We start from the raw sequence: 25328 nt of genomic DNA on the forward strand, positions 1-25328 counted from the left end.
GCGAACCCAACGATGTCGCCATGCTCGAACCGACCCTTCACGCCGTGGAAGTCACTGGGATGCACCACGACATTGGCTCACTGAGCTCGGGCCGCGGCTACGGCTACCTCAAGGTGCGCGCCCGTCTCGCCGAAAGCGGCCTCGCCGACCTTGACATGCAGCGGCGCGGCACCAAACCGTCACCCGGCGCCTTCCGTCGGCTCAGCCTCGGGCTACGCGGGATTGTCGAGGCCACCAACACCTGATGGTCCAACTGCGGACAACTCCGACGAAGCACCGACGGCAAACCCGCCCACTGCCACGCCGCACTGTGCCTCGCCTTCACCGCGCTGATCACGGGACGCCTCATCAACCACCGAAAACCCCTGGGCACCCAACTGAACAACACACCTACCCGCTCAGCTCCCTCGTTGAGGCCTTTCGCTACTCGCGTATGTGTCTTGCCGTCCGCCGAATCGCGACAGGATTCACATCGTCAAGCAATGTGCTTCATATCCGCCTCGACTTGCTTGGCTACGATTACGCCGCTATGGCGCAGATTGATGACGGACAAACCGATGCGTTGTCTCGCCTCGACGCGCTGGCGGCGACCACGCGCGTCGGCGACGACCGCCTCGAAGCCGTGCGCAGGGCCGCTCAACGGTGGCAAAACGAGCTTCTTGACACGACCGGACGCAATCGGCTGCGCCGCTACCGCGATCTGAAGACCGGCACGCTCGATCTCACGCCTGGAGCAGATGCCGGCGCGAGCGCACAGGCGCTCGACCGGCTGCTAGCCGGCCGAAAGGTGCGTCTGAGTGACCTCTACTCCACGGTGGCGTCTGCTGCCATGGCGGCGCCTCTCGATGATGCCCGGCGACGAGTATCCGCGATCCACAAGACGGCGCTGACGAACCTTGAAGAGAAGGGCATCGACACCTGCTTTGCAGCGATCGGCCTCGCGAGTTGGAGGGTCGAGCAGGGCACGGAACCCAATGCGCCGGTCATCCTCGTGCCGTTGCACACCGTGCCCACCGGGGCTGCCACCCGCGATTTCGACGTCTCTGTCGCCGGCGATGCGCACCTGAATCCAGTGCTTGCACGCATAGTGCGCAGCGAACACGGCATCGAGATAGACGACATCGAGGCAGATGTTGCCGAGGATCCTCCCACGTCGCTCGAAGCGTTCGACGAATTCTTGGACCAGCTGACGGGTGCATGGAGCGAGCTGCCGGAGTTCGCGATCACGTCGCGGGTCGTAGCCGGAAACTTCTCGTACTCGACGATGCCGCTCGTCCAGGACCTCGATCAAGGCGCCGAGGCGTTCGCACAGAATGACCTCGTTGCGGCCATCGCGGGAGTCGAACCGGCCCGGGCTGCACTCACTTCTCGAACATGCGATCCGAGCCCCAGCCAGCCCGACCGCGATCCACCGGAGTCGGAGTTCCTCATCCTCGATGCCGACTCGAGCCAGAACTTGGCCATCAACCGAGTTCTCGGGGGCGAGTCCGTGGTCATTCAGGGTCCGCCTGGAACTGGCAAGTCGCAGACCATCTCGAACTTGATCGGCACCCTGGTCGCTCACGGCAAGCGAGTGCTGTTCGTGGCGGAAAAGCGAGCAGCTATCGAAGCTGTCACAAAGCGGCTGGACTTGGTCGGTCTCGACAATCTCGTGATGGACCTGCATGGAGGTGTCACATCGCGCCGGGAGTTTGCACGCCATCTGTCAGATTCGCTCGATCACGTCGCAACGATTCCGGCCCAAGACCACACCGAGTTGCACGGTCGACTGAAGAACCGCCGGGACGAACTTCTCGCCGACAAGGCCGCCGTGCACGACCAACGCGAACCGTGGAAGCTCAGCGTGTTCGAAATGCGCCAGCGACTGCTTGGCGTTCCTGTCGAGGCGCGTACCTCGTCGCGGTTGTCGTCCGATTCGGCGTGCAGCATCGATCGCGAGAGCTTCGAGCAACTCAGCCGCAACATCACCGAGTGGATCGACCTTGGCGGACACGATCTGCCGACTTCACACCCGGAATGGTCAAGAAGCACTATCGAAACGGCTCAAGAGGCCCAAGCTGCCTTTGAGCTAGTTCGGGGCCTTGCCGTTGATCAGCTGCCTGCAGCTCGCAGCGCGATCGCGGCCTGTCTCGACGAGATCGGTGCTGCACTTCCGGACACGTATGCACGATGGCGCGATGCGTTGGATTCGCTCGCCGACATCAGGCAGATGCTTGAGCGCTTCAGCGATGATCTGTACGCCTTGGACAACTCGGGGTTGCGCAGTTCGCTGGCGTCGGCACGCAAGTCGGCGATGGCCCGCGCCGGCGCACGGCTGTTCTCCGGCGCCTATCGACAAGCGTGCAAGTCGGTGGTGGCAACGCTGAGCGAGTCTGGGGATCTTTCGCCCGCAGACGCGCTCGACACGTTGGATCGAGCAGGGAAGCAGCTCTCAGCGTGGTCGGAGCTGTCGGCCGAGGGTCTGCCTCGAGTCCCCCAGGGGCTCGACGACGCAACCGACAGGGTCACGGCTGCGGCGGAGAGCCTCGCAGCGCTGCAGAAGCACGGGGTTCTGACCGAGAGCGACACAACGGCGGAACCGGTGGCGGCGCTAGCGGCAACGCTCAATCGCTTGGCATCGAGTTCCGATGTCGCCCAGAAGCTGCCCCGGATACGTGAGCTTGAGTCCGGCTTTCGCACCGCCGAGGTGATGTCGCTTCTTGAGCAAGCCGGCCACTCATACCCGGCTCCCATGGCTGCTCACGTCGTCGAGCACGCCTGGCTGTTCCGGGTGTTGGAAGACCTGAGCTTCACCGACGCGCGCCTTTCCGGATTCGACAGTGATCGCGCAACACGGGTCCGCGACGAGTATGCGCAGTTCGACCGGCAGCACCTCGACGTTGCGCCGATGCGACTGCGTCGCCGCCTTGCCCAAAGTGTGATCTCCGCCATGGATGCACACCCTGAAGAAGCAACGTTGATCCGTACCGAAGCCGGCAAGAAGCGCCGTCACTTGAGCATTCGCCAACTGCTCGCACGCGCCCCCCATGTGCTGACGGCGCTGCGACCTTGCTGGACCATGTCTCCAGTGCTCACCGCCGAGATGATTCCATCCGACGCGAACATCTTTGATGTCGTCGTGTTTGACGAGGCCTCCCAGATTCCTCCCGCCGAAGCCATCGGCAGCCTCGCCCGCGCACCACAAGCTGTGATCGCCGGCGACAGTCGTCAGCTTCCCCCAACAGCCTTCTTCGGCCGGGAGAGCGCGAACGACGATGAAGCCGATGACGAGGCGCCGATTGCGACGGACGACATCGAATCGTTGCTCGAAGTTGCTGACATCTTCTTGCGCGACACGATGCTGACGTGGCACTACCGCAGCCGCGACGATCGGCTCATCGCCTTCTCGAACGAGCACATCTACGGCGGGTCGTTGACAGCGTTTCCCGGGTCCTCCACGGATTGCCCGCTGACCCACCATCTGGTTCCGTTCCGGCCGCTTGCCGAGGTCAATGGCACTCGGTCGAATCCCGATGAAGCACTGCTTGTCGCTGAGCGCGTGCTCGACCACGCTCGCACCTTGCCCGATGAGACGCTCGGTGTCATCGCGTTCGGCCAGGCACACGCAGACGCCATCGAGAATGCGCTCATGCGCGAGTTGCGGGACCTCAATGAACCCGCGCTCGACGAGTTCTTCTCTGAAGCCAACGACGAACGCTTCTTCGTGAAGAACATCGAGCGCGTCCAGGGCGACGAGCGCGACGCCATCATTCTGAGCGTCGGGTATCACAAGGACGCGAACGGCCGGCTGCCGTACCGCTTCGGGCCGCTGAATCAAGAGGGCGGTGAGCGTCGGCTCAATGTGGCTGTGACCCGGGCTCGATCGCGTGTCGATGTCGTGTCGTCATTCGGCCATCACGACATGGATCCGGGTCGTTCGTCCGCGAAAGGCGTCGAACTCCTGCGGCAGTACCTGCAGTACGCGGCCACCGAAGCACGCGTACTCGGCACAAGCGCTCATGATGTGCCGCTCAATCCCTTCGAACTCTCGGTCAAGGAAGGTCTTGAGCGCCGTGGGATCCCGATCACGCCTCAATACGGGGTCTCGGGTTATCGAATCGACTTCGCGTGCGCACACCCCGACAAGCCCGGCCAAATGGTGCTGGCCATCGAAGCGGACGGTGCCACGTACCACTCCACACCGACAGCTCGTGACGCTGATCGGCTGCGCCAACAGGTGCTCGAAGGCAAGGGATGGCGAGTTCACCGCATCTGGTCGACCGCGTGGTTCAACAACCGTGAAGCGGAACTCGACAAGGCTGAGGCTGCCTGGCGCGAGGCCGTTCGTGCCGCCGACGGGTTCACAGATCCCGCGACCAGCGCGAGCAGCGTGACCGGGAGGCAGAGTCGCACGGGGGTGGGGGTGACTGGGCTCTCGCCCACAGCCGATGGGCCCGAAATGCAGTCAGTCCAACGGGCCCCTCGGCCGGCAGTCCCTCGTCGTGGATCGCTTGGCTACGACGGCATCACCGACTATCGACACGATCAGCTCGTGGCGCTTGCACGCTGGATCGAGTCGGACACGTTGCTGCGTACCGAGAGCGACATGATCGCCGCCATGATGGACGAACTGGGGTTCCGGCGAGGCGGCAGCCGGATCGTCGCCGCTCTTGAGATGGCGATCCGTGAAACCCGGCCGCGACGCCGAGTTGTCCGGCGATCCAGAACGGATCATCGCCGCTCTTGAGATGGCGATCCGTGAAGCCCGGAGCTGAGGCCCAAGTTCCGCAGCCGCAGACAGGGTCCGGTTGGCAGGTACCGGTGGCGCGCGAGACTCCCCCGCATGGCAAACGATCGCAGCTATCAAGGGCTTCCCCTGCACGAAGCTGTGAGACGTATTGCGCGCCACCACGTACACCGTGACGTGCGACATATCAACGATGAGGAATCGCACATCTTGCTGGACGCAGCTGACTGGTTGGCACGGAACGGCTGTGGCGAACAAGTCGGGGGGCCGCAGTTGTTCGACGGCACCAACTAATCCAAGATCGTTCGTCTCAGACCCGCTGCGCGCTCGTTCGGCTCCCAGAGATGACGAAGGGTTCCGTTGCTTGACAGACTCTCGGGTCGAGGGGTCTTGGAGCCAAGTGACGACGGGGGTGCATTGTGGATCGGCGCTGGTTAGTTGTCGATTGCGAGACGACGGGGTTCGGGAGGCACGATCGGATCGTCGAGATCGCCGCGGTTGAGATGGATGTGGACACCGGCGCTGTGGTCGATGAGTTCGACACGTTGGTGAATCCGGAGCGTGATGTAGGGCCGACCAACGTGCATGGCATTACCGCTTCAATGGTGGAGGCTGCGCCCACATTCGCCGAGATCGCTGCTGCGTTAGCGCGCCGTATGCATGGCAGCACCTTGGTGGCTCACAATCTGTCGTTTGATTCCCGAATGCTCAGTCAGGAGTTCGGGCGGATCAACACGACTTTCGCTGCGGGGTCGGGCTACTGCACTCTTAGAGCCACCTCGGAGAAGCTTGGCGTGGCATGTCGACGCCATGACATCGAGGCCTCCGAGCAACATCAAGCCTTGGCTGACGCGCGCGCCACTGCACAACTGCTCACCCGGGTCTACGAGGCCGAGGAAGCAGACAGGAGTAACCCAGGATTGGTCCCATGCCGCATCGGCTATATCGATGGGAGCGGGACACCCCGTACGCAGCGGCGCGCGGGCACTGGCACGATTCCTAGCGAGATGGTGCGCACCATCGGCAGAGCCCACTACCCCTACTCCGATGAGGCGATGTTGGCGTATCTGGACATGCTCGACTGGGTGCTCGACGATCACGTGATCACTGCGGATGAGCGCCGTGAGCTGACTGAGCTAGCGCAGGACCTTGGAATTGGTCCAGCGCAGGCGCGGCTGGCCCACCAGCGATACTTCGACGCGGTCGTCGCCGCGGCGCTACGCGACCATGTCGTCACGTCCGACGAGCACCATCTGATGCAGCAGATTGCCGTCGCGCTCGAACTGCCCGAGGCTCCGATCCCAGACGTCACGGATTTGCCGTCCGTGAACGGCATCGACGTCGGTGCACGAGTTTGCTTCACCGGGACCGCGGTAGTGGACAGCAGACACTTTGACAAGGACGAGCTGGAGCATCTGGCAACCAGGGCTGGTCTGCAACCAGTCGGGTCTGTGACCAAGAAGAACTGCGACTTGTTGGTAGCCGCCGACGCCTCCAGTCTCTCAGGCAAGGCCAAGAAGGCAAGGCAGTACCAGATCCCGATCATGGAAGTTGCTGATTTCCTGAACTGCGTCAACTGAGCCGAATCCAATTGCTTCCCGCGGTCGGGTTAGGCCGCTCCCGAACCGGTCGAGATGGGAGCGGAGCACCGGTTGATCGAGACGATTCTCGATGTCTACGTCGGCTTCGCGTTGCAGATGGTGCGAACCTCGCAAGTGCGGCATTGTGTCCCGGGCAAAGGTTCGAACTCGCGGTTGCGAATCTTGTGGGCCGCCTCCTCAACTTTGCGTTCGGCGGACGCAATCGTGACGACGTCGATCTCGATGCGTTTTCTGGTTCCGTTGAGGTCGTGTAGGTAGGCACCTCGCACGTCGAGGCCTTCTCTGCGACCGGCATCGGCATAGACCTGCAACTGGAGTTCGTACGGAGCGAGCGAACCATCGGTTGATGTCTTGTAGTCGACGATCGCGAGCGCGCTCGGGACTCCATTATCCTCGTCCAAGATGACGTCGGCACGCCCTGACACGGTTACAGCGTCGAGGTGAAGTTCGAACGGGCGCTCGGTTTCCCACACCCGGTGCAGATCGTCCTCATGGTTGTTGATGTAGTCCTGGATAAGCCGTTTGGCTGCGTCCTTCATTGTCCGGTGGGCGGCCTTGTTGGCCGCTGGAAGGAAGAAGTGGTTGTCGAGCATTTGCTCAACTTCGCTCTCTGTCGGTACCGCCCCGACGGTTTGCGTTTGCTCCGCAACGCGTCGTAGGAGGTGGTGCACGGCTCTTCCGTAGCCCAGCTCCGGGGCGAGCCGGGGCTGGAAGCCGACGAGAGTGCGTAGCCGGTATGCCATTCCACAGTCGAGAAATGAAGCCAGATCGCTGAAGGTGATCGCTAGCGGGTCCTGGTCAATCGTGGAGTGAGACTCGACGTTTGGCAGGTCGATGTCACTCGGGTCGATGTGGTGGGCGCCGAGTTCCGTCCAGTAGGGGCTGGGCTGAGCGGATTGCTTGGTGACCCGAGCGTGCCGCGAGATCGATAGCCATTCACGCGCGCGCGAGATCGCAACATAGAACAGCCGGCGCTCGTCGGCATCAGAGCCTTCGTATCGGGCTGCGTCAAATAACTCGCGAGGAACGATCCAATCACGCTCCCGCCCCATTCGGCTGGGAGGGAAGCGGTTCTTGGTCATCGAAGGGACGAACACTGCCGGCCACTCCAGGCCCTTGGCTTTGTGAATCGTGGTGATGTCGACAGCGTCGACAGCGAGGTCCGGTTCTCCGTCGAACCCTTCGTAGCGGCCTTGGGCGTAGTTGACGATGTGGATTGCGAGGTTTCTGTAATACCACTCGCCGCCCCATTCACCCCCTACTTGCTCGCCGTCGTTGTCCGCGTCCTGGCGGGAGCGGCGCCGGACACTCTCGTATTCCGCAAGTAGTGAAGTGAAGCGCGCAAGTGTGCCCAGTGCACTGAGTCGGATCGGATCATTGAGGTCCCAGTCGCGCACTTTGAGTAGGTCGAGCAGACCGTAGAAGTCACCCACAAGATCGGCGGTTCGACCCTCATCGCGTGAGTTGGTTTGCCACCTCTGTAGGTGGCGCTTCAGCCGGTTCGCGTCTGCGCTGGCTCGAAGACCGAACACCGATTCGTACTCTGCGAACAGTGACTTGAGTTCGACGGCACCGCCTGTCTTGTATGGCTCCCGCCAGTCGACGTCAGTCAGCCAGCAGTAGGTCTTGCCGAGCACCTCGGCCTCCGGCTGGTCGAAGAGCCCTGTGCGGCCACCTGGCTGGACGGGCACTTCGCTTGCGTTGAGTTCTTCGAGGAGGCGTGCATAGGCCGCTCTGGTCCGGACGAGCACGCCAATGTCCTTGTAAGGAACCCCCGCGTCACGCAACTCGAGAACCTTTTCGGCAATCCAGCTGGCTTCCGCTTGTTCGTCCTCTGCATCCCAGACGACGACTCGCGGGGCAGACCCAGCCGAAGGCCGATGGGACCGCATGGCCTTGGCCAGTCGGTCAGGAATCGACTTGGCGAAACGGTTGGCCGTCTTGACGATTTCGGGCCTGCTTCGCCGATTCGTCGTGATGGTGAAGCTGGTCACCGGCGCATAGCGTTCAGTGAACGTGACGATGTTCTTCACGTCCGAACCACGCCACTGGTAGATGGCCTGATCGTCGTCGCCGACCACACAGAGTTCGGTGTTCGGACCGGTGAGCCGCTCGATGAGCGTTTCTTGAGCCGGGTTGATGTCCTGATACTCATCGACGATCAGGTGTCGAAGCTGGTCGTGGACTCTCTCAGCGACCTCGGGACGACCCAGCTGTTCCACTGCCGCGCGGATCTGCTGGCCGTACGTCAGCAGCCGGTACCGGTCGAGAGCCACGTAGTAGTCCGTGAGAACGGATCTGAAGTCCTCAGGGAGCGTGTCGACATCCAATAGCTCGTTGTCGACTACTTCGACGTTTTCGAGGAATCTTGCAACAGACCGGAAGAGCCGATTGTCAGGGTCAAACTGGCGAAGCCCTAGCCGATTCGCTTCCCGGCATGCAAAGGCCGTGAGCTGATTCTCGTCGAGGACGTCGAAGTTCTCGTACTCGGGGACGTGCGATTGGAGCAACCTAAAGCAATAGGCATGAATGGTGCCGACAGAGAGGCCGTTGAGCCGGTCGATGGATGCGGGCCCCATCCGGTCGACGACCCGAAGTTCGATGCGCTCCTTGAGTTCACCGGCAGCTCGCTCCGTGAACGTGAAGGCGACGATGCCATCAGGCCGGACACCATCCGTCAGGAGGTCTGCTACCCGTTGGGAGACCACCTCTGTCTTGCCAGAGCCAGCAGACGCAATGATCTGCAGGTGCGTACCTCGGTGCTTGACGGCCTTGAGAGCTTCACCGCTCAACCGTGGTGCCACAACCATTGCGTACCAACCTCTCGCATATCGCTCGGGTCGACGAGAACCGACAGACTGGCGCATTCTGGCCGACAGCTGGTATTCACGCGACCGGCCTGAGATGTCGTGGTTCGATACATCTCAACGTCACCGGCTCGCGCTAGCCCTGATTGTTCATGAGTCTGGTGGGCTGGGCTGTGGTGGTTCGCGGAAAAGCCCCGCTGATCTGCGACGATGCGTGTTGTTGATGCACGTGTCGGGCAGTTCAGGGGGGCATCTCCGAGGTGAGACTTAGCAGTGTGGCAAATGCGCGTCTGGCAGGCGGCGGGGATCGGGTGGTGTGGGGTGCGGGGCTGTTCGCTTTGGGCGGTTTCGCGGACTGGGTGGGGCTGACCGGGGCGCTGTCGGCGGCGGTGCCTCGGCGCGGCGAGCGGGCGCCGGTTCATGACCGGGGCGCGTTGTTGGTGCATCTGTTGTTGGTGCTGGCCGGCGGCGGGGAGGCGTGCACAGATATCGAGCATCTGCGGTCTCAGCGGGAGCTGTTCGGGGCGGTGGGGTCGCACTCGACGCTGTATCGGGTGCTGGGCGGCATGGACGGGTCGGCGCTGGGCGCGTTGTGGGGGGCCGCGGCGGCCGCACGCGCCGAGGCGTGGTCCCAGCGTCGTCGCCGGGGACCGTTGGCGGTCGATATCGACTCGACGCTGGTGGAGGTCCGCTCGGAGAACAAGCAGGGTGCCGCGCCTCATTACAAGGGCGGGTTCGGTTTCCACCCGATGATGTGCTCGACCGGCGACGGCGAGCCGCTGTGGGTCAAGCTGCGCCCGGGCAACGCCGCCGCGAACGACATCGCCGATCACATAGAGGTGCTCGACGCTGCGATATCGGTGCTGCCCGACGGGGACGCCGCAGGTCACCGCGCAGGCGACGCCGCGGCGCTGGGGGGACGCGAGATGGTGCTGCGGGTCGACGCCGGCGGCTGCTCGGCGCGTATCGCTGAGGCATGCCGGGACCGCAACGTGACGTTTTTCATGTCCGCTCGGGCCACCGCAGGCATCGACGCCGCGATCGCGGCTGCCCGCTGCGATCCCCGACGCTGGATCGCTGCTGTGGCGAACCCCAAGCAGCGGCACCCCAAAGCCCATGTCGGGGAGCTGACCGATCTGGTGGACCTGTCGGGCTGGCCAGAACGGACACCGCTGATCATCCGACGCGAGCCGCTGCACCCGGGCGCGCAGCGCAGCCTGTTCGAGTCGGAGAACTTCCGCTACCGGGGATTCCTCACCGACGCCGCCGCCGGCCCGGCCCAGCTCGACAAGCTCATGCGAAAACACGCCGACGTCGACGACGCCGTCGCGCGTCTCAAGGACTCCGGGCCGGCGCGGATGCCCTTCACAGCCTGGGACGCCAATTGTGCATGGGCAGCGCTGCGCACGATCAGCGCAGCGCTCGTGCACTGGTTCCAGACACAGCGCCTCGCCGGGCCGCTCGCCAAAGCGGCCCCCAAACGGCTCCGCTGGCAGCTGTGGCACCTGCCCGCGCTCGTGTGCGAGACCGGCCGACGCGTCAAGCTGCGGCTTCCCACCGCACACCCCGGCGCCCGAGCCCTGCTCGCCGCCCAGCACCCCAACTGAGCACCCCGCACCCCCAACCCCGCAGCGCACCGCCCACGCGGCGGCCGGCCCGTCGCGCCCCCACACCCAAACCCCGGCCGCCCGACCTCGTCACCGGCCCCCAACAGCCCCCACCGCGACCAGCCGAACCGACAAACCCAGCCCCGCACGCCAACAACACAACCCAAAAACCCTGGCCAGGCATTCTCATGAACAATCAGGGCTAGCACCCTCACGGCGGTGCCTTGCCGCCGCTAGTCCGTCACTTCCTGTTCCAGCGCGTCTGTGCCGTCGCTCAATCCGCGGTTTTGCCTCTGTGCAGAGATGTCTTCAGTATCGGACACCGATCCGTCTTGTCAGCGCAATCGCCACCGGTCCGCATTTACCGACACAGCGAACGTACGCTCGGCCTTGGCTGAGCGCCGCGCCGTGTTGCCGGACAGTTCAGGCAAGGGCGCGAGCGGGCTTTTTGAAGAGATTCTCGTGGTGCCACTCAACGTGCTTGATGGCTGGCGGGTCGTAGCCATGCTGCGGTAGACGCATACGGCGACCGGACAGGTCCAGCAAGCTACGGTTCGACAAGCTGTCAACTATCGTCAATTGCTGGCTCACCAAGATGCGGTGATGTTCGTCGATACCTAGCGCGCCCTTGTCGAAGAGGCGGTGGTGCAGGGCACACAGCAGGACGCCGTTGTCGACGGTGCTGGGCCCGGCCTTGCTGTGCATGCGGACATGTGCCGCATCCAGTCCGACGTGCTCCCCGCGTACCTGAGCGCCGAATTCGCAGAATGAGCACCGGAACTCGTAGGCCATCGGTACAGCCCTCTGAAACTTCGGGTCGCGCGGTGCCGATGCCAACTGAATGTGCTGGCCCAAACCAACCTCGGCCAGAATGTTGCTGTGGGTCGTCTCGGGAAATTCGCTGCGCAGCAGCTCGTTTACGAATCCCTCCCGTAAGTCGGCATCGCCCAGCGCTGCAGCGAACCGCGGTGCCAACTGCCCAATCGCCTCCGCCCGCAGATACTTCGTGTTTTCTCGGACGTTTTGCGGCATGGATCTTATATCTTCACCGGCAGAATTCCGTACTGACCAGAGTTCGACATCACTGGCCAAGTACACGAACGGATTCTTCGCCTGAGGCGGCGTCGCTGCCACAGAATGCGACGCCAAGAGCCTTCCGACGTCGTCCTCGGCGCGAGCGAACGTCACTGAGATCCCCTCGCCGTTCGCAACGCGCCCGATCAGCCACAACAACAGCAATGGCTTGTACGGCGCTCGCTTGCCTTCTTTGGTTTGAAAGCGATCGGTCTCTAGAACCCGTCGGGCCCAGTCGTCAGCTCCATCTGTCTCTGCCGTGTTCACGAGTCTTTCCTATCACAACGGTGTTCGCCTCACGTACTGAGCACCGCCGACGGCACAGCTTCACCCTGCACCTGCGAACAGTGCGCCGCCCAAGTCGTCGGAGGGCCTCCGGTCGGAGGAACGCCGTGGTGCGCGTGCGCTGGTGAGAGTAATGGGCCGAGGGTCTGGAGCTGCGCAGCGTTTACGCTGTCGGCTTGTTCGCAAGAGCGGCCATTCCCGAAGCGTGAAGGGACCACGTCATGCACGAGATTTCTAGCCTTCTGGACCGGATTGACGATGGACGCACGGTCGTAGCGTCATTCCAACGTGGGTGGGTGTGGAAGGCCGAGGCTGTGCGCAGCCTGATGGATTCGCTCTATCGGGGCTACCCGATCGGTTCGATCATCGTGTGGCCTCGACGCGTGGGATCAGCCGAAGAAAGTGTCATTGACGGCCAACAACGTCTTACGGCGTTATACGGGGTGATTCGAGGAAGACCACCAGCGTGGCTTGGCTCCGCCGACGTGCCTGCACTCAGCGGCCTCCAGTTTGATCTCGAAGAAGAGAGATTCGAGCACGTCTCAGCGGGCAAGCTCCCTAGTGCGACCAGTGTCGATGTCTCGCGCCTATTCTCCGAAGGAACCGAATGGTGGCTACGGGAACTGGAGGAAAGCACTATCGATGCCTCCAAACGCGCAGAGTATCTGGTCCGCGTGCTGAAGTTGCTGAGTATTAAAGATCGGCCAGTTTCATTCGTGTCTCTCCCGCAGCACATGGAGCCAGAACATGCTGAGCGCGTGTTCGAGATAGTCAATACGGCAGGCACTCGAGTCAACAGAGGTGATCTGACTCTGGGGCAGCTCAGTCTGTCTTGGAGTGACGCCCGCAATAGTGTGGAAACACAATGTGATGCGTGGAAGGAAGCAGGATATCAAGTCAAGATTGATTGGTTCTTGCATGCCATGGCCGGTCTCGCCTCCGACCGCATCGATTTTAGGGGCCTTTTTGGGAGATCTCGGCGGGAGCTTGAGTACGCTTGCGATGCAGTGCGATTCTCGATGGACAGCACTCTGAATCTACTGCAACAATACCTGGGTTTTGACCCGCGTGTGAAGCTTGCTATCAACAACGGGCTCATTCCTGTTGTTGTCTACCGTGCCACAAGCACAACGACACCGGCAGAATTGGCACGTGAAGAGCCGGCACTCCTCGCATGGTGGATGTACGGCAATCTCGCAGAACGCTGGTCGCGTGATACGAGGAACCGGACGAATTTAGACCTAGCAGCGGCGCTCGCTGGCGGTTCGAGCGCATTGCTTCGGTCTTTATCGGGCGAAATCGGTGGATTGCACGTCAAACCAAGTCATCTGACCGTCTCCTATAAAATGAAACGATACTCGCAGCTCCTATACAGCGTTACTCGATGCCGCGGCGGCTTGGATCTGCAAACCGGATTGGCATTGTCTCCCACCCTTGTCGGGCCACTCCAGGGCCTTCAAGCGCATCATATTTTTCCCAGAAAGTACCTTCGGGCCAATGGCATTGAGCAGCGTGAGATCGATCAACTCGCGAACGTTGCCTACATCAGCCAAGGCTCCAACCTGCGGATTGGCTCTAAGGCACCCACGACATACCTCGATGCTTTGGAAGAATCGCACCCGGGCGTCCTGGCGTCCCAGTGGATCCCGGATGATCCAGCACTATGGCAGGCTCGCCGCTATAGGGACTTCCTCGCTGCGCGCCGCGAAATGGTCGCTTTCGCTGCGGACGAGTTGTTGACTGGACTTGCCGGGAGTGAATGACCGAACATGGCTTCGTGAATATGCCGTCGAGCTATGTCTTGGTGGTGAGCGTCCCGCGGAGACGCGCGACGTCATCGCTCGGAACAACGCTGTGGTTCCGATGGTCGTGCGCGCGCAAGCGAACGGCCATTGCGCACCGAGGTCTTAACACGGCCATGCCTTATGGCGGAGACGGCTCGCGTGCGCAGCCGCGCCGCGGCGGCGTGCGCCGTCGGCATCGGCGCAATCGCGAGGCAATGGTGCCATTCTTGTCACACCCCTAGTCCATCCTGCTTGCCCTGGAGATGACAGCCGAACTGGCTGTCCGAGGCGGAACCGATGAGGAGCGACAGATGACCTTGGTGGCACTCACCGCAGTACACGCACCGACGCTGAGGAAGATATCGCTGGGGGCTTTGCGATACCGCGACGCGTCGCATGCATCGATCCCGCACGTCGTGAGCTTTTCTGGCGGGCGTTCGTCTGCGGCTTTGGCGTTCATGGCTGCTGAGGAAGGGCTCTTGCGACCCGAACGGCGTGACGTGGTGCTATTTGCCAACACCTCAGCGGAGCATCCGGGCACGTACGAATTCGCTGCGGAGTGCACGTCGAGGCTCGAACTTGAGTTCGGCCTGCCGTGCTTCTGGTTCGAATTCTGCACGGTCGAAGATGCTTGGCGCGGTGACTACCACCGTAAGGCCTCGTATCGGCTCGTGAAGCCGGTGCCCCTCGAAGACGATCCTGACGGGTACCGCTCGCGTGGCGAGCTCTTTGAAGAGATGGTGTCGTTGCAGGGCATGTTGCCGAACCCGCATTCTCGGACCTGCACCGCGAAACTGAAATTGTACCCCTCCCATGAGTTGCTGGCGGAATGGCTGGGCGGCACAGCGGGTCCAGCGCATTCAGGCCATCATTGGTCCCCTCATCGTTGCGCCACGCCCGGCTGCGAGCCGTCTACAGACGATGTCGAGGGTGCCACCGTTGCAGGACTTGTGGACCCCGAGAGAGTCGCAAGGCGCTACATCCGCAACGGCGGCATGGCATCGCTTGAGTCAGTTCGTCAGCGAGCGGCTTTCCTGGCGACCCACCCGCCCGCCCGACCTCAGCAGTACTGGGCCAATTTCACGGTTGCACCGGTTCCCGCAGTGCGCGAGGGGGCCAAACCTGCGCCGATGCGGGGCCCGAACGCGGCGCAGCACGTGCGGCTCTTGGGCTTGCGTGCCGACGAGACGGGTCGTGTGGACCGTGTGCTCTCGAGGACGCTCTACGCAGAAGGTGCTACAACCGCGGCCTGCACAGTCAAGACCCAGCCGCCTGGAGAGCGACCATATTTTCCCTTGCACGACAGCGGAGTTGGCAAAGACGATGTAGCTGACTATTGGGCGCAGCGCGACTTCGACTTGGACATCCCGACCGGTGCGGGCAACTGCGTGTTCTGCTTCATGAAGGGAACGCGACAGCTTTCAGAGTTGGTAACGACGCCAGACTTTCGGCGACGTCTCGACACACCAACCGACGTCAGCTGGTGGGTAGGATTCGAGCAGCGCCACGCGCGAGTCATCCCGCGCCGTGGTGGCGGAGGCACGTCGCGGTTCGGATTTTTCGGCGTGAATAAGGCCTCGTTCCAAGAGGTGGCTCTTGGCCGTCCGCCCCAGGATGACCGCTACGCGAGCGGCACTCCGGCGTGTGACTGCACGGACTGAGGGACCGAATTATGGAGCAACAGCACGCTGACCTGTACTTCGGGCGTACCCATGCGCCATGCGGCTTCACAAGTGGTGTGGTCGCGCAATTTGACGGCTCCGCTGAGCCCGTGGTGCGCGAGTTGTTGCAGAACAGCCTTGATGCTGCGCATCAGGCCGGTCGCGCAGCACAAGTGCGGTTTCGCATCACCGAGGTTCCTCGGCGCATGCTCCCCGGCTGGGATGCGTATGAGCAAGCGTTCGAGAGGGCTCTCGAAGCGCGCCAACAGTGGCACGGAGGCTCGCCATCGCACGACGAGAGAATGGTCATTGAGCGGATTGAGCGCGCTCGCAGCGAGGTGGAGATCCCTCTCTTGCTATGTGTGGACAATGGCGTTGGCCTCGACGGGCATCGCATGGACGCGTTGCTCACGCCAGGCAACACCAGCAAGGGTGAACAAGGGGCGGGTTCTTTCGGCCTCGGACACCATGCGGCGTTCGGCGCGTCGAACCTGCGCTACGTGCTGTACGCCGCCAAGTATCGAGATGACCACGGCGGCAGTTTGGCGACGATTGCGTCGGGACACACCATTCTTGCCAGTCATCGAGATCCGGATGAACCGGGACACGAATTCGCCGCTGATGGCTACTGGTTTCGTCTTGGCCAAGGCGAGATGGCATTCGACGGCAGCCACACGAGCTATCCGAGCGACCCGCCGGATCTCTTGGCGCCTCACCTCGACGACCTCGTCGACGCCGGCACTGTGGTCTGCATCGCTGGCTTCAACGATTTCTACAGAGATGACGACGATCCGCCTGCTACCGAGTCGATCTGCCGCGTGGCCGCGGCCAATTTCTCCGACGCGGTTCATGCGGGACGACTGCACGTGGTCGTGGAGGATGAGCTGCAAGGTTCTCTAGCAGAGGTGACGTCGGACACCCTCGGCGCGATTCTGGGACCGATTGCGGGCCAGCGCCGAGCATCTAAACAAGGACAGATCAGCGGCTCTCGCGCTCATGCCGCATGGCAGACGGTTGATACCGGAGCGCCTATCAAGGTGGCTAACGGCACCTCGGTGCGCTGGCGTTCGGTCGAGGGCGAGGAGCGCTCCACCACCCAGGTGCACGTGTTTCGCAAAGGGATGTGGATTACATCAATCGCTCCTGGCCTCAATGCTTCGGACTTCTCCAACGTGTACGCATTCGACGCAGTGCTCTCGTTGGACTCGGGGCCATTGGAGAGCCTTGTACGTAGCGCCGAAGGCCCAGAGCACCGCGGCATCGACCGACGTCGTCTCAGTGTTGCTGAGAAGACGAAGCTCCGTGAACTGATATCCGGGGTTGCTGAGAATCTCCGCGGAGCGGTGGGGAAGCGGCGCGACCTGACAGAGTTCACCCCGCCGGGCTTTGCCACCATCGAGGGGCAGCAAGTCAAAGCCGCTGAGACAGTCAAGCGCCCACGGCTCCCTGCAGGCGGTGGAGGTGCCAAGGCTGAGGTCGAGCGGGGTAAGAACAAGACCGGAGGCGGCAAGAAATCCCCCAGGCGCTCCGGACAGCCCCAGCCGGGGACAACCCCGCGCTACCGATCGTCTCTGAGGGCTGGCGAGCAAGCCGACGTCGTCGAAGTCCTCGTCTCTTATGACGAGAAAGTCTCGGCTGGCGGCACCATCGGAATTCGGCTTCGCGTTGCCTCGGGATCGGACGGTACCTGCGAGCAGCCGCTGCCGGACAATTGGCTCCGTCTCCGGCGCGTTGTCGACGAGGCAGGAAATAGCTCGAGAGCTTCCGATGCTGACGGCGAATTCGAGTTGTCGCTGCCCGCGGTCTCGGGGGAACGGCTGCTGACAGTAAGCCTGGCAGAAGCGATATCACAGCCCGGTCTGCTGGAAGTCGATGTCGTCAAGCGCATGCCGCCCAAGAAGAAACCGCCGCCGGCCAGCGAGCCCGAAGCCGATGAGCCCGACGCCATGGGGGCAATTCCAGACGGGCTAGCCGCGGATGAGAGCGGATTGGCTGACCCGATCGGATCCGGGGCTGAATCTGTGGTCTCGCATGCCGCTGCGACAGGTGTGAGCTGATGATTGGCGCGCCGTTGCCCGTTTTGGCTTCTGACGGCTCTCGTCTTGACTGGATCAGCGCGCGATACGCAACGAAAGTGGCGCTGCGGGATCGTCAAGCCGACATCAATCACGATCTCACGGATGCACCGATTCTCCAGGCCCTGATTGAGGCTGGTGAGGCGGAGTGGGTGACTGAGTTCAGATGCCCGCGCACTTTGCTTAGTCGCCAAACTCGGACGCGCTCGCCCCAGCAGAGAATGACCTGGGCGCAAGACGAGGCTGTCGGTGAGACGTTCCTCCTGCCTGGCCTGGTCGCAACGCGCGAATTACGCCTCGACACTTCCGGCCTCAACCCGTTTGCATGGGCGGCTGGCGAGTCGGTCACAGTTCCGGCAGGATGGTGGCTGGCCCGCGCCGAGGCCTATCGAGTCACGCCACTCCTGGCATCACTCGTGAAGTTTCGGCGCGACAACGAAGGCCGTCTCGAACCTGGCCAGATGTCGGTCTCCGAAGACAGCGACGCATCCACGCCATGCTTCGTCGTGCGGCTTGCGGCTGACTTGTACGACGTCCGCTACCGCGACCGCGACGTTTGGCTAGCTGGGCTGATCGCTGCCTGCGCTCGGTTGCCGGGCAGCTCTATGGGACCAGAGCGCGAGAACTCGGATCACCCGATGGCGCAAGAACTACGCGGGCGACTTGAGGACGCCGGCATTGAGACGTGGGACAACTTGGACGGTTTCGATCCAGCGCGAATGGCGACGCTGCTGGAGCGCTTTCAAGTTGACCTCGGTGAGGAGGACGAAGAGTGAGGGTCGCCGGACTTGTGGGGGTCATCGACCATGGCCGATTCGAGGATTGGCAACGACAACTCATCTATGAGCAGAAGCAATTCCGCGACCAGGACAGCGACGCAGCGCGAGATGCCCGACGACGTGTTGCGCAAGAGCAGAAGACCCTGGCAGAGGCGGTCGACGCCGGACCATTGGCCGCTTTCTCCTACCTGCTCGGGAGGCTCGGTGTGAGTGAGGCGGAGATCGGCGCGGATGCCGTCCCACTGCTTCCTAAGCCGCTCACGGTCGCGGAAATGCGCAGCCTGCCGGCCTTCGCTGAAGAGCAGGTCGCTGTACGGCTCCACGAGAGCATCGCCCCCGCTCAGGCCGCCGATCCCGCGTTTTGGACACTATGTCACGCATTCTGGATGCGGTCGTTTGTCTTCGGAGGTGATCTCGGCGCAGTCTTTTTTGATGGGCCCAAGGCTGACAATGGAGAGGCGCGCACACGAAATTTTCTGCGTCGCACGGGCGGGCTGCGCCGTGTCCGTGGCAACATCTCGCCGTTAACGGATTGTCCCGTTTCGACGGCGTGGTGGCGTTACCGAGTTGCGCTCGAAGCAAGCGACGAGGCCGCGCGCCACGACGATCGACTCACTACGGCCGAAGCCCACGAAGCACTTCGCCAGCCGACAGTTTGGGAGAACCTGGCCTTGTGGTCCATCAGGCGCGTGACGTCACTTTCCGCTCCACGCGCTCGCGCGGCAGTGATTGCTGTGCTGGCACGCCACACACAAGTCCCAAGCGGAACGAAGGCGACTCAGCGCGTGCAGAGCGTGATGCGATCAGTCGCGCGCGTCGGCCACGCCAATAGCTATTTTGACGTCCCCTGGCTGCAACTTATCGCCGCTGCGGAGCAAGGATTGGCCGATGCCGAGTTCGCCACATCGACTAGCGAGGATAACGCCCATGCCGCTGATACCGATACAAGCCACAGCTAGGACATTGTCGGGGCTGTCGTGGGAGCAACGGCCTTACAGCCATGCCTGGGACGCTTTCGCAGTGGCTGCCGCCGAAGCAGGCGATCGACGGTGAGAGGGTGCTGAAGCGGGGTGTACTAGTCGTCGATACGCGAACGATCGGAGCAATGAAGTGCTGCAGCATCTTGATCAGGCTTCGTATACCTTTCACGGAGCAGGTCAGCTGTCAGGAAATGCAGGAGAAATAGAATGGTAATCAAGAAACTATCAGACGTCTTTGAGGCCTATCCCAAGAGTACGGCCGACTTCATGCGTGAGCGCGGGCAGTGCTTCTACATACCCGCATATCAGCGCCCGTTCTCATGGGGCCGTGAGAATATAGAACGTCTAGTGGACGACATCGTGCATGGGCTTGACCAACTGCTCCAGCGTAACGATGCAACCACATTCATCGGCACGCTTATTACTATACATGACACTGCCTACACAACAATTGACCCACTTGTTCGCGCGCAAGTTCCCAGTAAAGTCATGACCGTGATCGATGGTCAGCAACGCCTGACGACCTTGTTGTTGGTCAATATGGTATTGCACGATGAACTCGCAAACCGCCACACAAGTTTCAATAAGCCTAGTGACGAAGCATCAGTCTGGCTATATCAACAGTGTCTTCAAACTCAGTCAGAACTCCTCGATACGCTTGAGGAGGACATGAGTCATGGTGATGGCCATTTTCAATGGTATCCGCGCATGGCGCGAGCGTATCTAGACAAATGGTCGCGCCTTAAGCACGAGGCTCAGTACAAATCAGATATTGCAGGCTTGCTACATCAATACGGAAAACATCGCCGCTCTGACAACCCCGGAGTCTTCAAACCCGATAGCACCCGGTCAATTAGTCGGAGCTATGACCTCGTGCGACGCATGTTGCGAAGAGCCATAGCACAAGCGACCCACCAGGACATTGACTTCCCTGATGTAGCAAGCTTCGGTGAGACAGGATACCTTGCATTGACTCTCTTCAATGACGAATTGCCGACACCAGTTTCTGAGGCGCTGGAGTCAGCACCTACTGACGGGTGCGCTGAGCTCTTTCGGCTGCTGGTATTCGGCCGGTTTGCACTGCATCGGGTCGCGGTTACAGTTGTTACTGCTCGGTCAGAGGACTACGCGTTTGATATGTTCGAGTCCCTAAATACTACGGGCGAACCGCTTACCGCGTTCGAAACGTTTCGACCACGTGTCATTCGCGAGGAAGGCCATTCTGAGTACCAAAAATCCACAGCACATGGACATCTTGGCAAGGTTGAGGCCTATCTCGAACAATTCGAGAAGGCGCAGAGCCGACTCGCTGCCACGAGCAACCTGCTTATTCCATTTGCTCTAGCGGAATCGGGATACAAGTTGTCCAAGAGGCTGAGCGATCAACGCCGCTATCTGAGGAGTACTTACGATAGCCATGAAAAGTCAGAGCGTGATGTATTCCTGAGCAATATGGGCCACACAGCTCAACTGCTCGAAGGTGCCTGGGATAAGGCTACATGGGCTTCATCTGGTCCATCCCTGACCGGCTTGGAACCATTAGATACACAAGAAAAGCTCTGCTTTGATGTCCTTCAATCTACTAACCATCGCATTGCGATCGGTGTCCTGACCAGGTTCTATTCGGCACAGCGTAATGGTGATGAAGTCAACATCGGTACGGTTCTACGAGCAGTGACTGCCTTCTTGGCCTTGTGGAGGGGTGCGAAAGGTGGAACGTCTGGTATCGACGCGGCACATAGAGATCTCCTATCGAAAGGAAGGCAAGATGCGGCGATACCGGCTCTGGCCCGCCTGCTTGCTGGCGGTGTCTCTCTTGACGCGGAAAGTGTTTGTGAGTATTTCCGTCTTGCACTGCAAGATGAAGGACTAGGTGGACGCGAGGCCTGGGTCGCTGCTGCTTCTAGTATTCCAATCTACCAGCATAACAAAGATCTTGCCCGTCTGCTGCTATTGGCTGCAACTAATGACACAACTGTTGACCCAGCTCAGCCGGGATTGATCAAGAGTGCGAGATCCGGAGTGCTGCCCCTGTTGAACTATGAAAAATGGACCGATATCGGGAGCGTGACGGTGGAGCACATTGCGCCACAGAATCCAGGTGACGGCTCGAAATGGTCGCAATCCATTTACAGAGATACCGGAATGAAGGATTGCCTGGGTAATCTCTTATTGCTGCCAGCGAGAGCAAATTCCCTGATATCCAATAGGCCTTGGACCGAAAAACGCTTGATGTACAAGATTCTTGTGGCGCGCAATCGAGAGGAAATTGAGGCGGCCCGACAAGGTGCGAAAGATGCTGGGCTTGATGTTGCTATGGATGTGCTGGTAGATAATGAGTATCTGCCTATTGTGGCCGGTGTAGCGGCCTTCAGCAGTGATTGGGATGCTGAGATTATTTCGCAACGATCCCGACTGCTTAGTGGGTTGGCCTGGGATCGCTTGTCGCCGTGGCTTTATGCACCAAGTTGAGTGGCTCCAGTGCCATGTAGGCTTGAATGTAGTGATTGTTGTATGCGTGAGACTTACTTTGCGTTGCGTCTGATTTCGCCGCGGAGAGTTGGTTGATAGATGATCCAAGTCTGGTTGTGTTCTCGCTGACGCGTGAAGGAGCATCAGATGACGATCAGCGAGGGGCGGCGCCGTCCCAAGAGGCTGTCCGCGGAGACGAAGTGGGAGATCTGCTTGCAGGTCACGAGCGGAGCGGTCGCCCAGGCCGACGCTGCCCGGAGGTGGGGGGTCGATGTGTCGACGGTGATCACCATCGGCCGCACGGTGAAGGACGCGGCGCTGGCGGCGCTGGCCCGCAGGCCGGGCCGGCCGGCTGCCGAGCGGAACTGGGAGCTCGAAGAAGCCCAGGCGGAGATCGGCCGGCTCACCGAGGCGGTCAAGGCCCAGGCGATCGAGTTGGCCATCGTGCGGGGAAAATCCGGCTGGGACTGAGCGGGCCGGTCCCCGCAGGAGTCCCCGCCGAGGCTAAAGAGCTGGTCCTCAACACTGTCGACGACGCTGTTGCCGCCGGTTTCTCGCACACGTGGGCTGCGGGCGTGTGGCAGGTCTGCGACGACCGGGTGCACCGCTGGCGGGCCCGCCGGCGGGAGCTGGGCACCCTGTGCGATCTGGCCCCCGCAGGCGCGCCGGTGCACGCCTTGCTGGCCGATGAGGTCGCGGAGATCCTCGTCGTCGCCGAGGAGTGGGGGCCAATCGACCGATCACACCGCAAGCTCGCCCACCGTGGCTCCTATGTGGACAGGGTGTGGGTGGCACCCTCGACGTTGCGGCGTGTTCTCGCTGCTCACGGGCTTGTGCTGCCCGAGCGGGCACCGGCGCCGAAGCGGCCGAGGACACCGTGGCCGCACTGGCTGGTCTGGGAACCGAACCGGATCCGGGTCTGGGACGTGACCCGCCTCGGGCGGGCCCGGCGCTGTGTGCTCGCGATCGTCGACATGGTCTCGCGCTGCTGGACCGCCACGCTGGTCTCGACCGAGGAGACCTCCACCCAAGTGCGTGCCGTCTTCGACCAGGCGCTGGTGGCCCAAGGCCTCGACGAGCTGCCCGCCGACGACCGCCTCGATCTCGACGTCGACGACCCCGACCGGCCCATCCTGCTCGCCGTGTCCGACAACGGCCCGGCCATGACCAGCCACGACACCCGCGCCTGCATGGCGATGATGGCCATCGCCCAGCACCACGGCCGGCCCCGCACACCCACCGGCCAAGCCTGGATCGAGAGCTTCTTCGGGCACATCACCCACGAATGGCCCCACCTGTGCTCGATCACAGACCCGGCGCTGCCCGGCATCGAGCTGGCGCGCGTCCGGATCGACTACAACGAAGTCCGACTGCACGAAGCGATCGGCTGCGTCACCCCCAACGACGAACACCACCAACGAGGAGAAACGATCCGCGAGGCCCGCCGGCGGGGCCTCCAGCGAGCCCGAACACGACGGCTCGAACACAACCGCCGGACCGCTGCCAACAAACCTGAGAACACGGCATGACTTGGTTCATTTCTGAGCCGATCTCCGCGGAAGAGTCAGACACACCTCAACTTGAGTACTGATTTCGACCTTTTAGAGCCTTCGCGTTATTGTGGGATTTGGGCTGCTGGGCTCGGCGGGTCGATTATGTCAGCAGGATGCCGCGGGCTTCGAAGTTCGTGTAGCTGGTGAACCCGTGAGCGGTTCTTCGCAGGACCTGGAGCAGGTTGTTGGTGCGGTCGATGCGGCCGTTGCTTGGCCGTGCGGTGTGGTGCCAGGCGAGTATCTCGGTGTGCCACGCGAGGAACGTGTCGACGGTGTCGCTGAACTCGGGGATCAGCCCGGTGCTGTAGATGTCGGCGAACCTGTCGAGCGCGGCCATCGCGCCTTTGGGGTCCTTGGCGAGATAGAGGCCGTGCAGCTCGCCGAGCGCGTCCCAGGCTGCCTTGAGCCGTGGATGGGCGGCGAACAGGGCGTCGAGGCGGGCCTGGTCGGCGGCGTCGAGCTTGTCGGGTCTGCGCATCAGCAGGAACCTGGCCCGGAACACGTCGCGGTCGAAGGCGGGCTTGGAGCCCTCGGGGCGGCGCTGGACGTCCCGGCGGACCGCGGTGAGCCCCGCACCGAACCACCGGATGACGTGGAACCGGTCCAGGACGTGGCGGGCGTGGCCGAGCCGCTGGTCGATCGCTGCCTTGTACGCGCGTGACCCGTCGGACACCACGACCTTGACGCCGCGGCACCATTTGTGCCCCTGAGCCGCCAGAAACGCGCTGAGCGCTTGGCTGCTGCGGTGGGGCACCATCGCGAGCACCTCGCCGGTGTCGCCGTTGACGAGCACCGTCACGTAGCGGTGCCGTTTGCGGATCGAGGTCTCGTCCACCAGCAGCACCCGGCATCGCCGGCGGCGGCGGTGCCGGGCGACCAGACCGGCATATGCGGCCACCAGGGCCATCACCGTGTGCCAGCCCGCCTTGTGGCGACCAGCGACGGCGTTGACCGGCATCAAGCGGGCGTCGGCCACCAGCCGACGCGCCACACGAGCCGTGACCTTGCCTTCGAACGCCCGATGGTCCTCCAAGAACCGCCGACCGCAGACGTCGCAGACCATGCGGCGCCGCACCCACAACAACAGCACCGGCCGTCCCGAGACCCCCAAGTCCCGGATCTTCTGTTCCCGGCGGTCATAGCAGCGCCCGCCCGGCGTTCCGCAATCACAGCAGCGCGGACGCGACACCGTCGAGGCCACCCTCACCGCCAGCCGCTCCGGCGCGTCCGCCACGACCCCCAGCACCTTGATACACGGCAGCCACAGCCGCACCGACATAACATCACTCGCCATCGAGGCCCTCCAGGGTTCGGCGGCCAACAACACCGATCCCAGCAGGGCCTCGACCCCTACAAGCGGACCCTCAACCCCCCGTCATCCCACATTTTCGCGAAGGGCCCCTTCTTGACAGCCCAGCTGCTGCGGCCTCGCTGGATCCGGCACCTGCCGATGACCTTCGGCGGCATGTCAGCGAAGGGGGTCCCCAACGACGTCTTCATGAGCTGGATCCATCCGCTCCGCCATGACCGCAGCATCCGCCGCGACCTCGATAAGTGCCTGCGCAACGTGCCGAAGAAGCGGCCGCTGCTCGAATGGGCCGATCAGCAGCGATCGTTCGACGGGCCCGTGCTGGTCGTGTGGGCACGCGACGACAAGCTGATGTCTGCGGCGCACGCCGAGCGGCTAGCCCAGCACTTTGACAACTCGCAGCTGGTGTGGATCGACCACATCCGATGAACACCATCACGGCCGGTTACACAAACTTTCCGAGTGTCCACACCCGGGGTGATCCAACCCGAGACCCGCCCGGGAATCCCGCACCCGCCAACAGCCAATCGGTGGATTCAGGCTAAGCCCGCGGGCGGCCAGGCTCGTCGCTGAAACCCCGCAAGCTCCTTGGCTGCCCCTCACTACCCTGCAGGC

16 protein-coding genes are annotated in these 25328 nt (G+C 62.3%); 13 read left to right on the forward strand and 3 right to left on the reverse strand.

What is annotated here, in order from left to right; all coding sequences use genetic code 11:
* The first annotated feature begins 20 nt into the window (after positions 1 to 20).
* From ACPXYO_RS06425 to ACPXYO_RS06435, 3 genes are all read left to right on the forward strand, one after another.
* Positions 21 to 245, forward strand: coding sequence for a hypothetical protein (locus ACPXYO_RS06425; protein ID WP_423917868.1), 225 nt, complete (start codon positions 21 to 23; stop codon positions 243 to 245).
* A 284-nt stretch (positions 246 to 529) separates the two neighbouring features.
* Positions 530 to 4726 (forward strand): AAA domain-containing protein, encoded by a 4197-nt coding sequence (locus tag ACPXYO_RS06430; protein ID WP_423917871.1) that lies wholly within the window; start codon positions 530 to 532, stop codon positions 4724 to 4726.
* 419 nt (positions 4727 to 5145) lie between these two features.
* Positions 5146 to 6306: an exonuclease domain-containing protein gene (locus tag ACPXYO_RS06435; protein ID WP_423917874.1), complete on the forward strand. Its 1161-nt coding sequence runs from the start codon at positions 5146 to 5148 to the stop codon at positions 6304 to 6306.
* 95 nt (positions 6307 to 6401) lie between these two features.
* Here ACPXYO_RS06435 and ACPXYO_RS06440 read toward each other — a convergent pair whose 3' ends face one another.
* On the reverse strand, positions 6402 to 9131 hold the full coding sequence (locus ACPXYO_RS06440) for an ATP-dependent helicase (RefSeq protein WP_423917877.1): 2730 nt from the start codon (positions 9129 to 9131) through the stop codon (positions 6402 to 6404).
* A gap of 278 nt (positions 9132 to 9409) precedes the next feature.
* Here ACPXYO_RS06440 and ACPXYO_RS06445 point away from each other — a divergent pair, with 278 nt between their 5' ends.
* Positions 9410 to 10741 (forward strand): IS1380 family transposase, encoded by a 1332-nt coding sequence (locus tag ACPXYO_RS06445; RefSeq protein ID WP_423917880.1) that lies wholly within the window; start codon positions 9410 to 9412, stop codon positions 10739 to 10741.
* Positions 10742 to 11164: 423 nt separating this feature from the next.
* On the opposite strand, the gene ACPXYO_RS06450 is transcribed toward ACPXYO_RS06445, so the two are convergent.
* Positions 11165 to 12082, reverse strand: a complete 918-nt coding sequence (locus ACPXYO_RS06450) for a phosphorothioated DNA-binding restriction endonuclease (protein ID WP_423917883.1) — start codon at positions 12080 to 12082, stop codon at positions 11165 to 11167.
* Between the two features lie 239 nt (positions 12083 to 12321).
* On the opposite strand from ACPXYO_RS06450, the gene ACPXYO_RS06455 reads away from it, so the two are divergent.
* The 8 genes from ACPXYO_RS06455 to ACPXYO_RS06490 all read left to right on the forward strand — a co-directional run bounded on the left by ACPXYO_RS06455 (position 12322) and on the right by ACPXYO_RS06490 (position 23380).
* The gene (locus ACPXYO_RS06455) at positions 12322 to 13863 is read left to right on the forward strand and encodes a GmrSD restriction endonuclease domain-containing protein (RefSeq protein WP_423917885.1); all 1542 of its coding nucleotides are present in this window, start codon (positions 12322 to 12324) and stop codon (positions 13861 to 13863) included.
* A 332-nt stretch (positions 13864 to 14195) separates the two neighbouring features.
* The gene (locus tag ACPXYO_RS06460) at positions 14196 to 15545 is read left to right on the forward strand and encodes a hypothetical protein (protein ID WP_423917888.1); all 1350 of its coding nucleotides are present in this window, start codon (positions 14196 to 14198) and stop codon (positions 15543 to 15545) included.
* Between the two features lie 11 nt (positions 15546 to 15556).
* Positions 15557 to 17602, forward strand: coding sequence for a hypothetical protein (locus tag ACPXYO_RS06465; RefSeq protein WP_423917890.1), 2046 nt, complete (start codon positions 15557 to 15559; stop codon positions 17600 to 17602).
* Between the two features lie 239 nt (positions 17603 to 17841).
* Positions 17842 to 18396, forward strand: a complete 555-nt coding sequence (locus ACPXYO_RS06470; RefSeq protein ID WP_423917893.1) for a hypothetical protein — start codon at positions 17842 to 17844, stop codon at positions 18394 to 18396.
* Positions 18397 to 18605: 209 nt separating this feature from the next.
* On the forward strand, positions 18606 to 19358 hold the full coding sequence (locus ACPXYO_RS06475; protein WP_423917896.1) for a hypothetical protein: 753 nt from the start codon (positions 18606 to 18608) through the stop codon (positions 19356 to 19358).
* Between the two features lie 228 nt (positions 19359 to 19586).
* A complete protein-coding gene (locus ACPXYO_RS06480) occupies positions 19587 to 21851 on the forward strand; it encodes a DUF262 domain-containing protein (RefSeq protein ID WP_423917899.1) in 2265 nt (754 codons plus the stop codon).
* Between the two features lie 147 nt (positions 21852 to 21998).
* Complete coding sequence (locus tag ACPXYO_RS06485; RefSeq protein WP_423917902.1) at positions 21999 to 22322, forward strand: hypothetical protein; 324 nt, start codon at positions 21999 to 22001, stop codon at positions 22320 to 22322.
* Positions 22323 to 22426: 104 nt separating this feature from the next.
* Positions 22427 to 23380, forward strand: a complete 954-nt coding sequence (locus ACPXYO_RS06490) for a DDE-type integrase/transposase/recombinase (RefSeq protein ID WP_423917905.1) — start codon at positions 22427 to 22429, stop codon at positions 23378 to 23380.
* Positions 23381 to 23504: 124 nt separating this feature from the next.
* On the opposite strand, the gene ACPXYO_RS06495 is transcribed toward ACPXYO_RS06490, so the two are convergent.
* Complete coding sequence (locus ACPXYO_RS06495; RefSeq protein WP_423917907.1) at positions 23505 to 24698, reverse strand: ISL3 family transposase; 1194 nt, start codon at positions 24696 to 24698, stop codon at positions 23505 to 23507.
* Between the two features lie 111 nt (positions 24699 to 24809).
* On the opposite strand from ACPXYO_RS06495, the gene ACPXYO_RS06500 reads away from it, so the two are divergent.
* Positions 24810 to 25142, forward strand: a complete 333-nt coding sequence (locus ACPXYO_RS06500) for an alpha/beta fold hydrolase (RefSeq protein ID WP_423917910.1) — start codon at positions 24810 to 24812, stop codon at positions 25140 to 25142.
* Positions 25143 to 25328: the final 186 nt, after the last annotated feature.

This window comes from Candidatus Poriferisodalis sp., assembly GCF_965237655.1.
Lineage (GTDB): Bacteria > Actinomycetota > Acidimicrobiia > Acidimicrobiales > Poriferisodalaceae > Poriferisodalis.

Excerpts from the sequence above, each read along its gene's own strand:
- ACPXYO_RS06485 (WP_423917902.1), top strand. The coding sequence starts at position 21,999 with ATGACGATCAGCGAGGGGCGGCGCCGTCCCAAGAGGCTGTCCGCGGAG.
- ACPXYO_RS06495 (WP_423917907.1), bottom strand. The coding sequence starts at position 24,698 with ATGGCGAGTGATGTTATGTCGGTGCGGCTGTGGCTGCCGTGTATCAAG.
- ACPXYO_RS06480 (WP_423917899.1), top strand. The coding sequence starts at position 19,587 with ATGGTAATCAAGAAACTATCAGACGTCTTTGAGGCCTATCCCAAGAGT.
- ACPXYO_RS06425 (WP_423917868.1), top strand. The coding sequence starts at position 21 with ATGCTCGAACCGACCCTTCACGCCGTGGAAGTCACTGGGATGCACCAC.
- ACPXYO_RS06470 (WP_423917893.1), top strand. The coding sequence starts at position 17,842 with ATGACCTGGGCGCAAGACGAGGCTGTCGGTGAGACGTTCCTCCTGCCT.
- ACPXYO_RS06465 (WP_423917890.1), top strand. The coding sequence starts at position 15,557 with ATGGAGCAACAGCACGCTGACCTGTACTTCGGGCGTACCCATGCGCCA.
- ACPXYO_RS06455 (WP_423917885.1), top strand. The coding sequence starts at position 12,322 with ATGCACGAGATTTCTAGCCTTCTGGACCGGATTGACGATGGACGCACG.
- ACPXYO_RS06430 (WP_423917871.1), top strand. The coding sequence starts at position 530 with ATGGCGCAGATTGATGACGGACAAACCGATGCGTTGTCTCGCCTCGAC.
- ACPXYO_RS06460 (WP_423917888.1), top strand. The coding sequence starts at position 14,196 with ATGACCTTGGTGGCACTCACCGCAGTACACGCACCGACGCTGAGGAAG.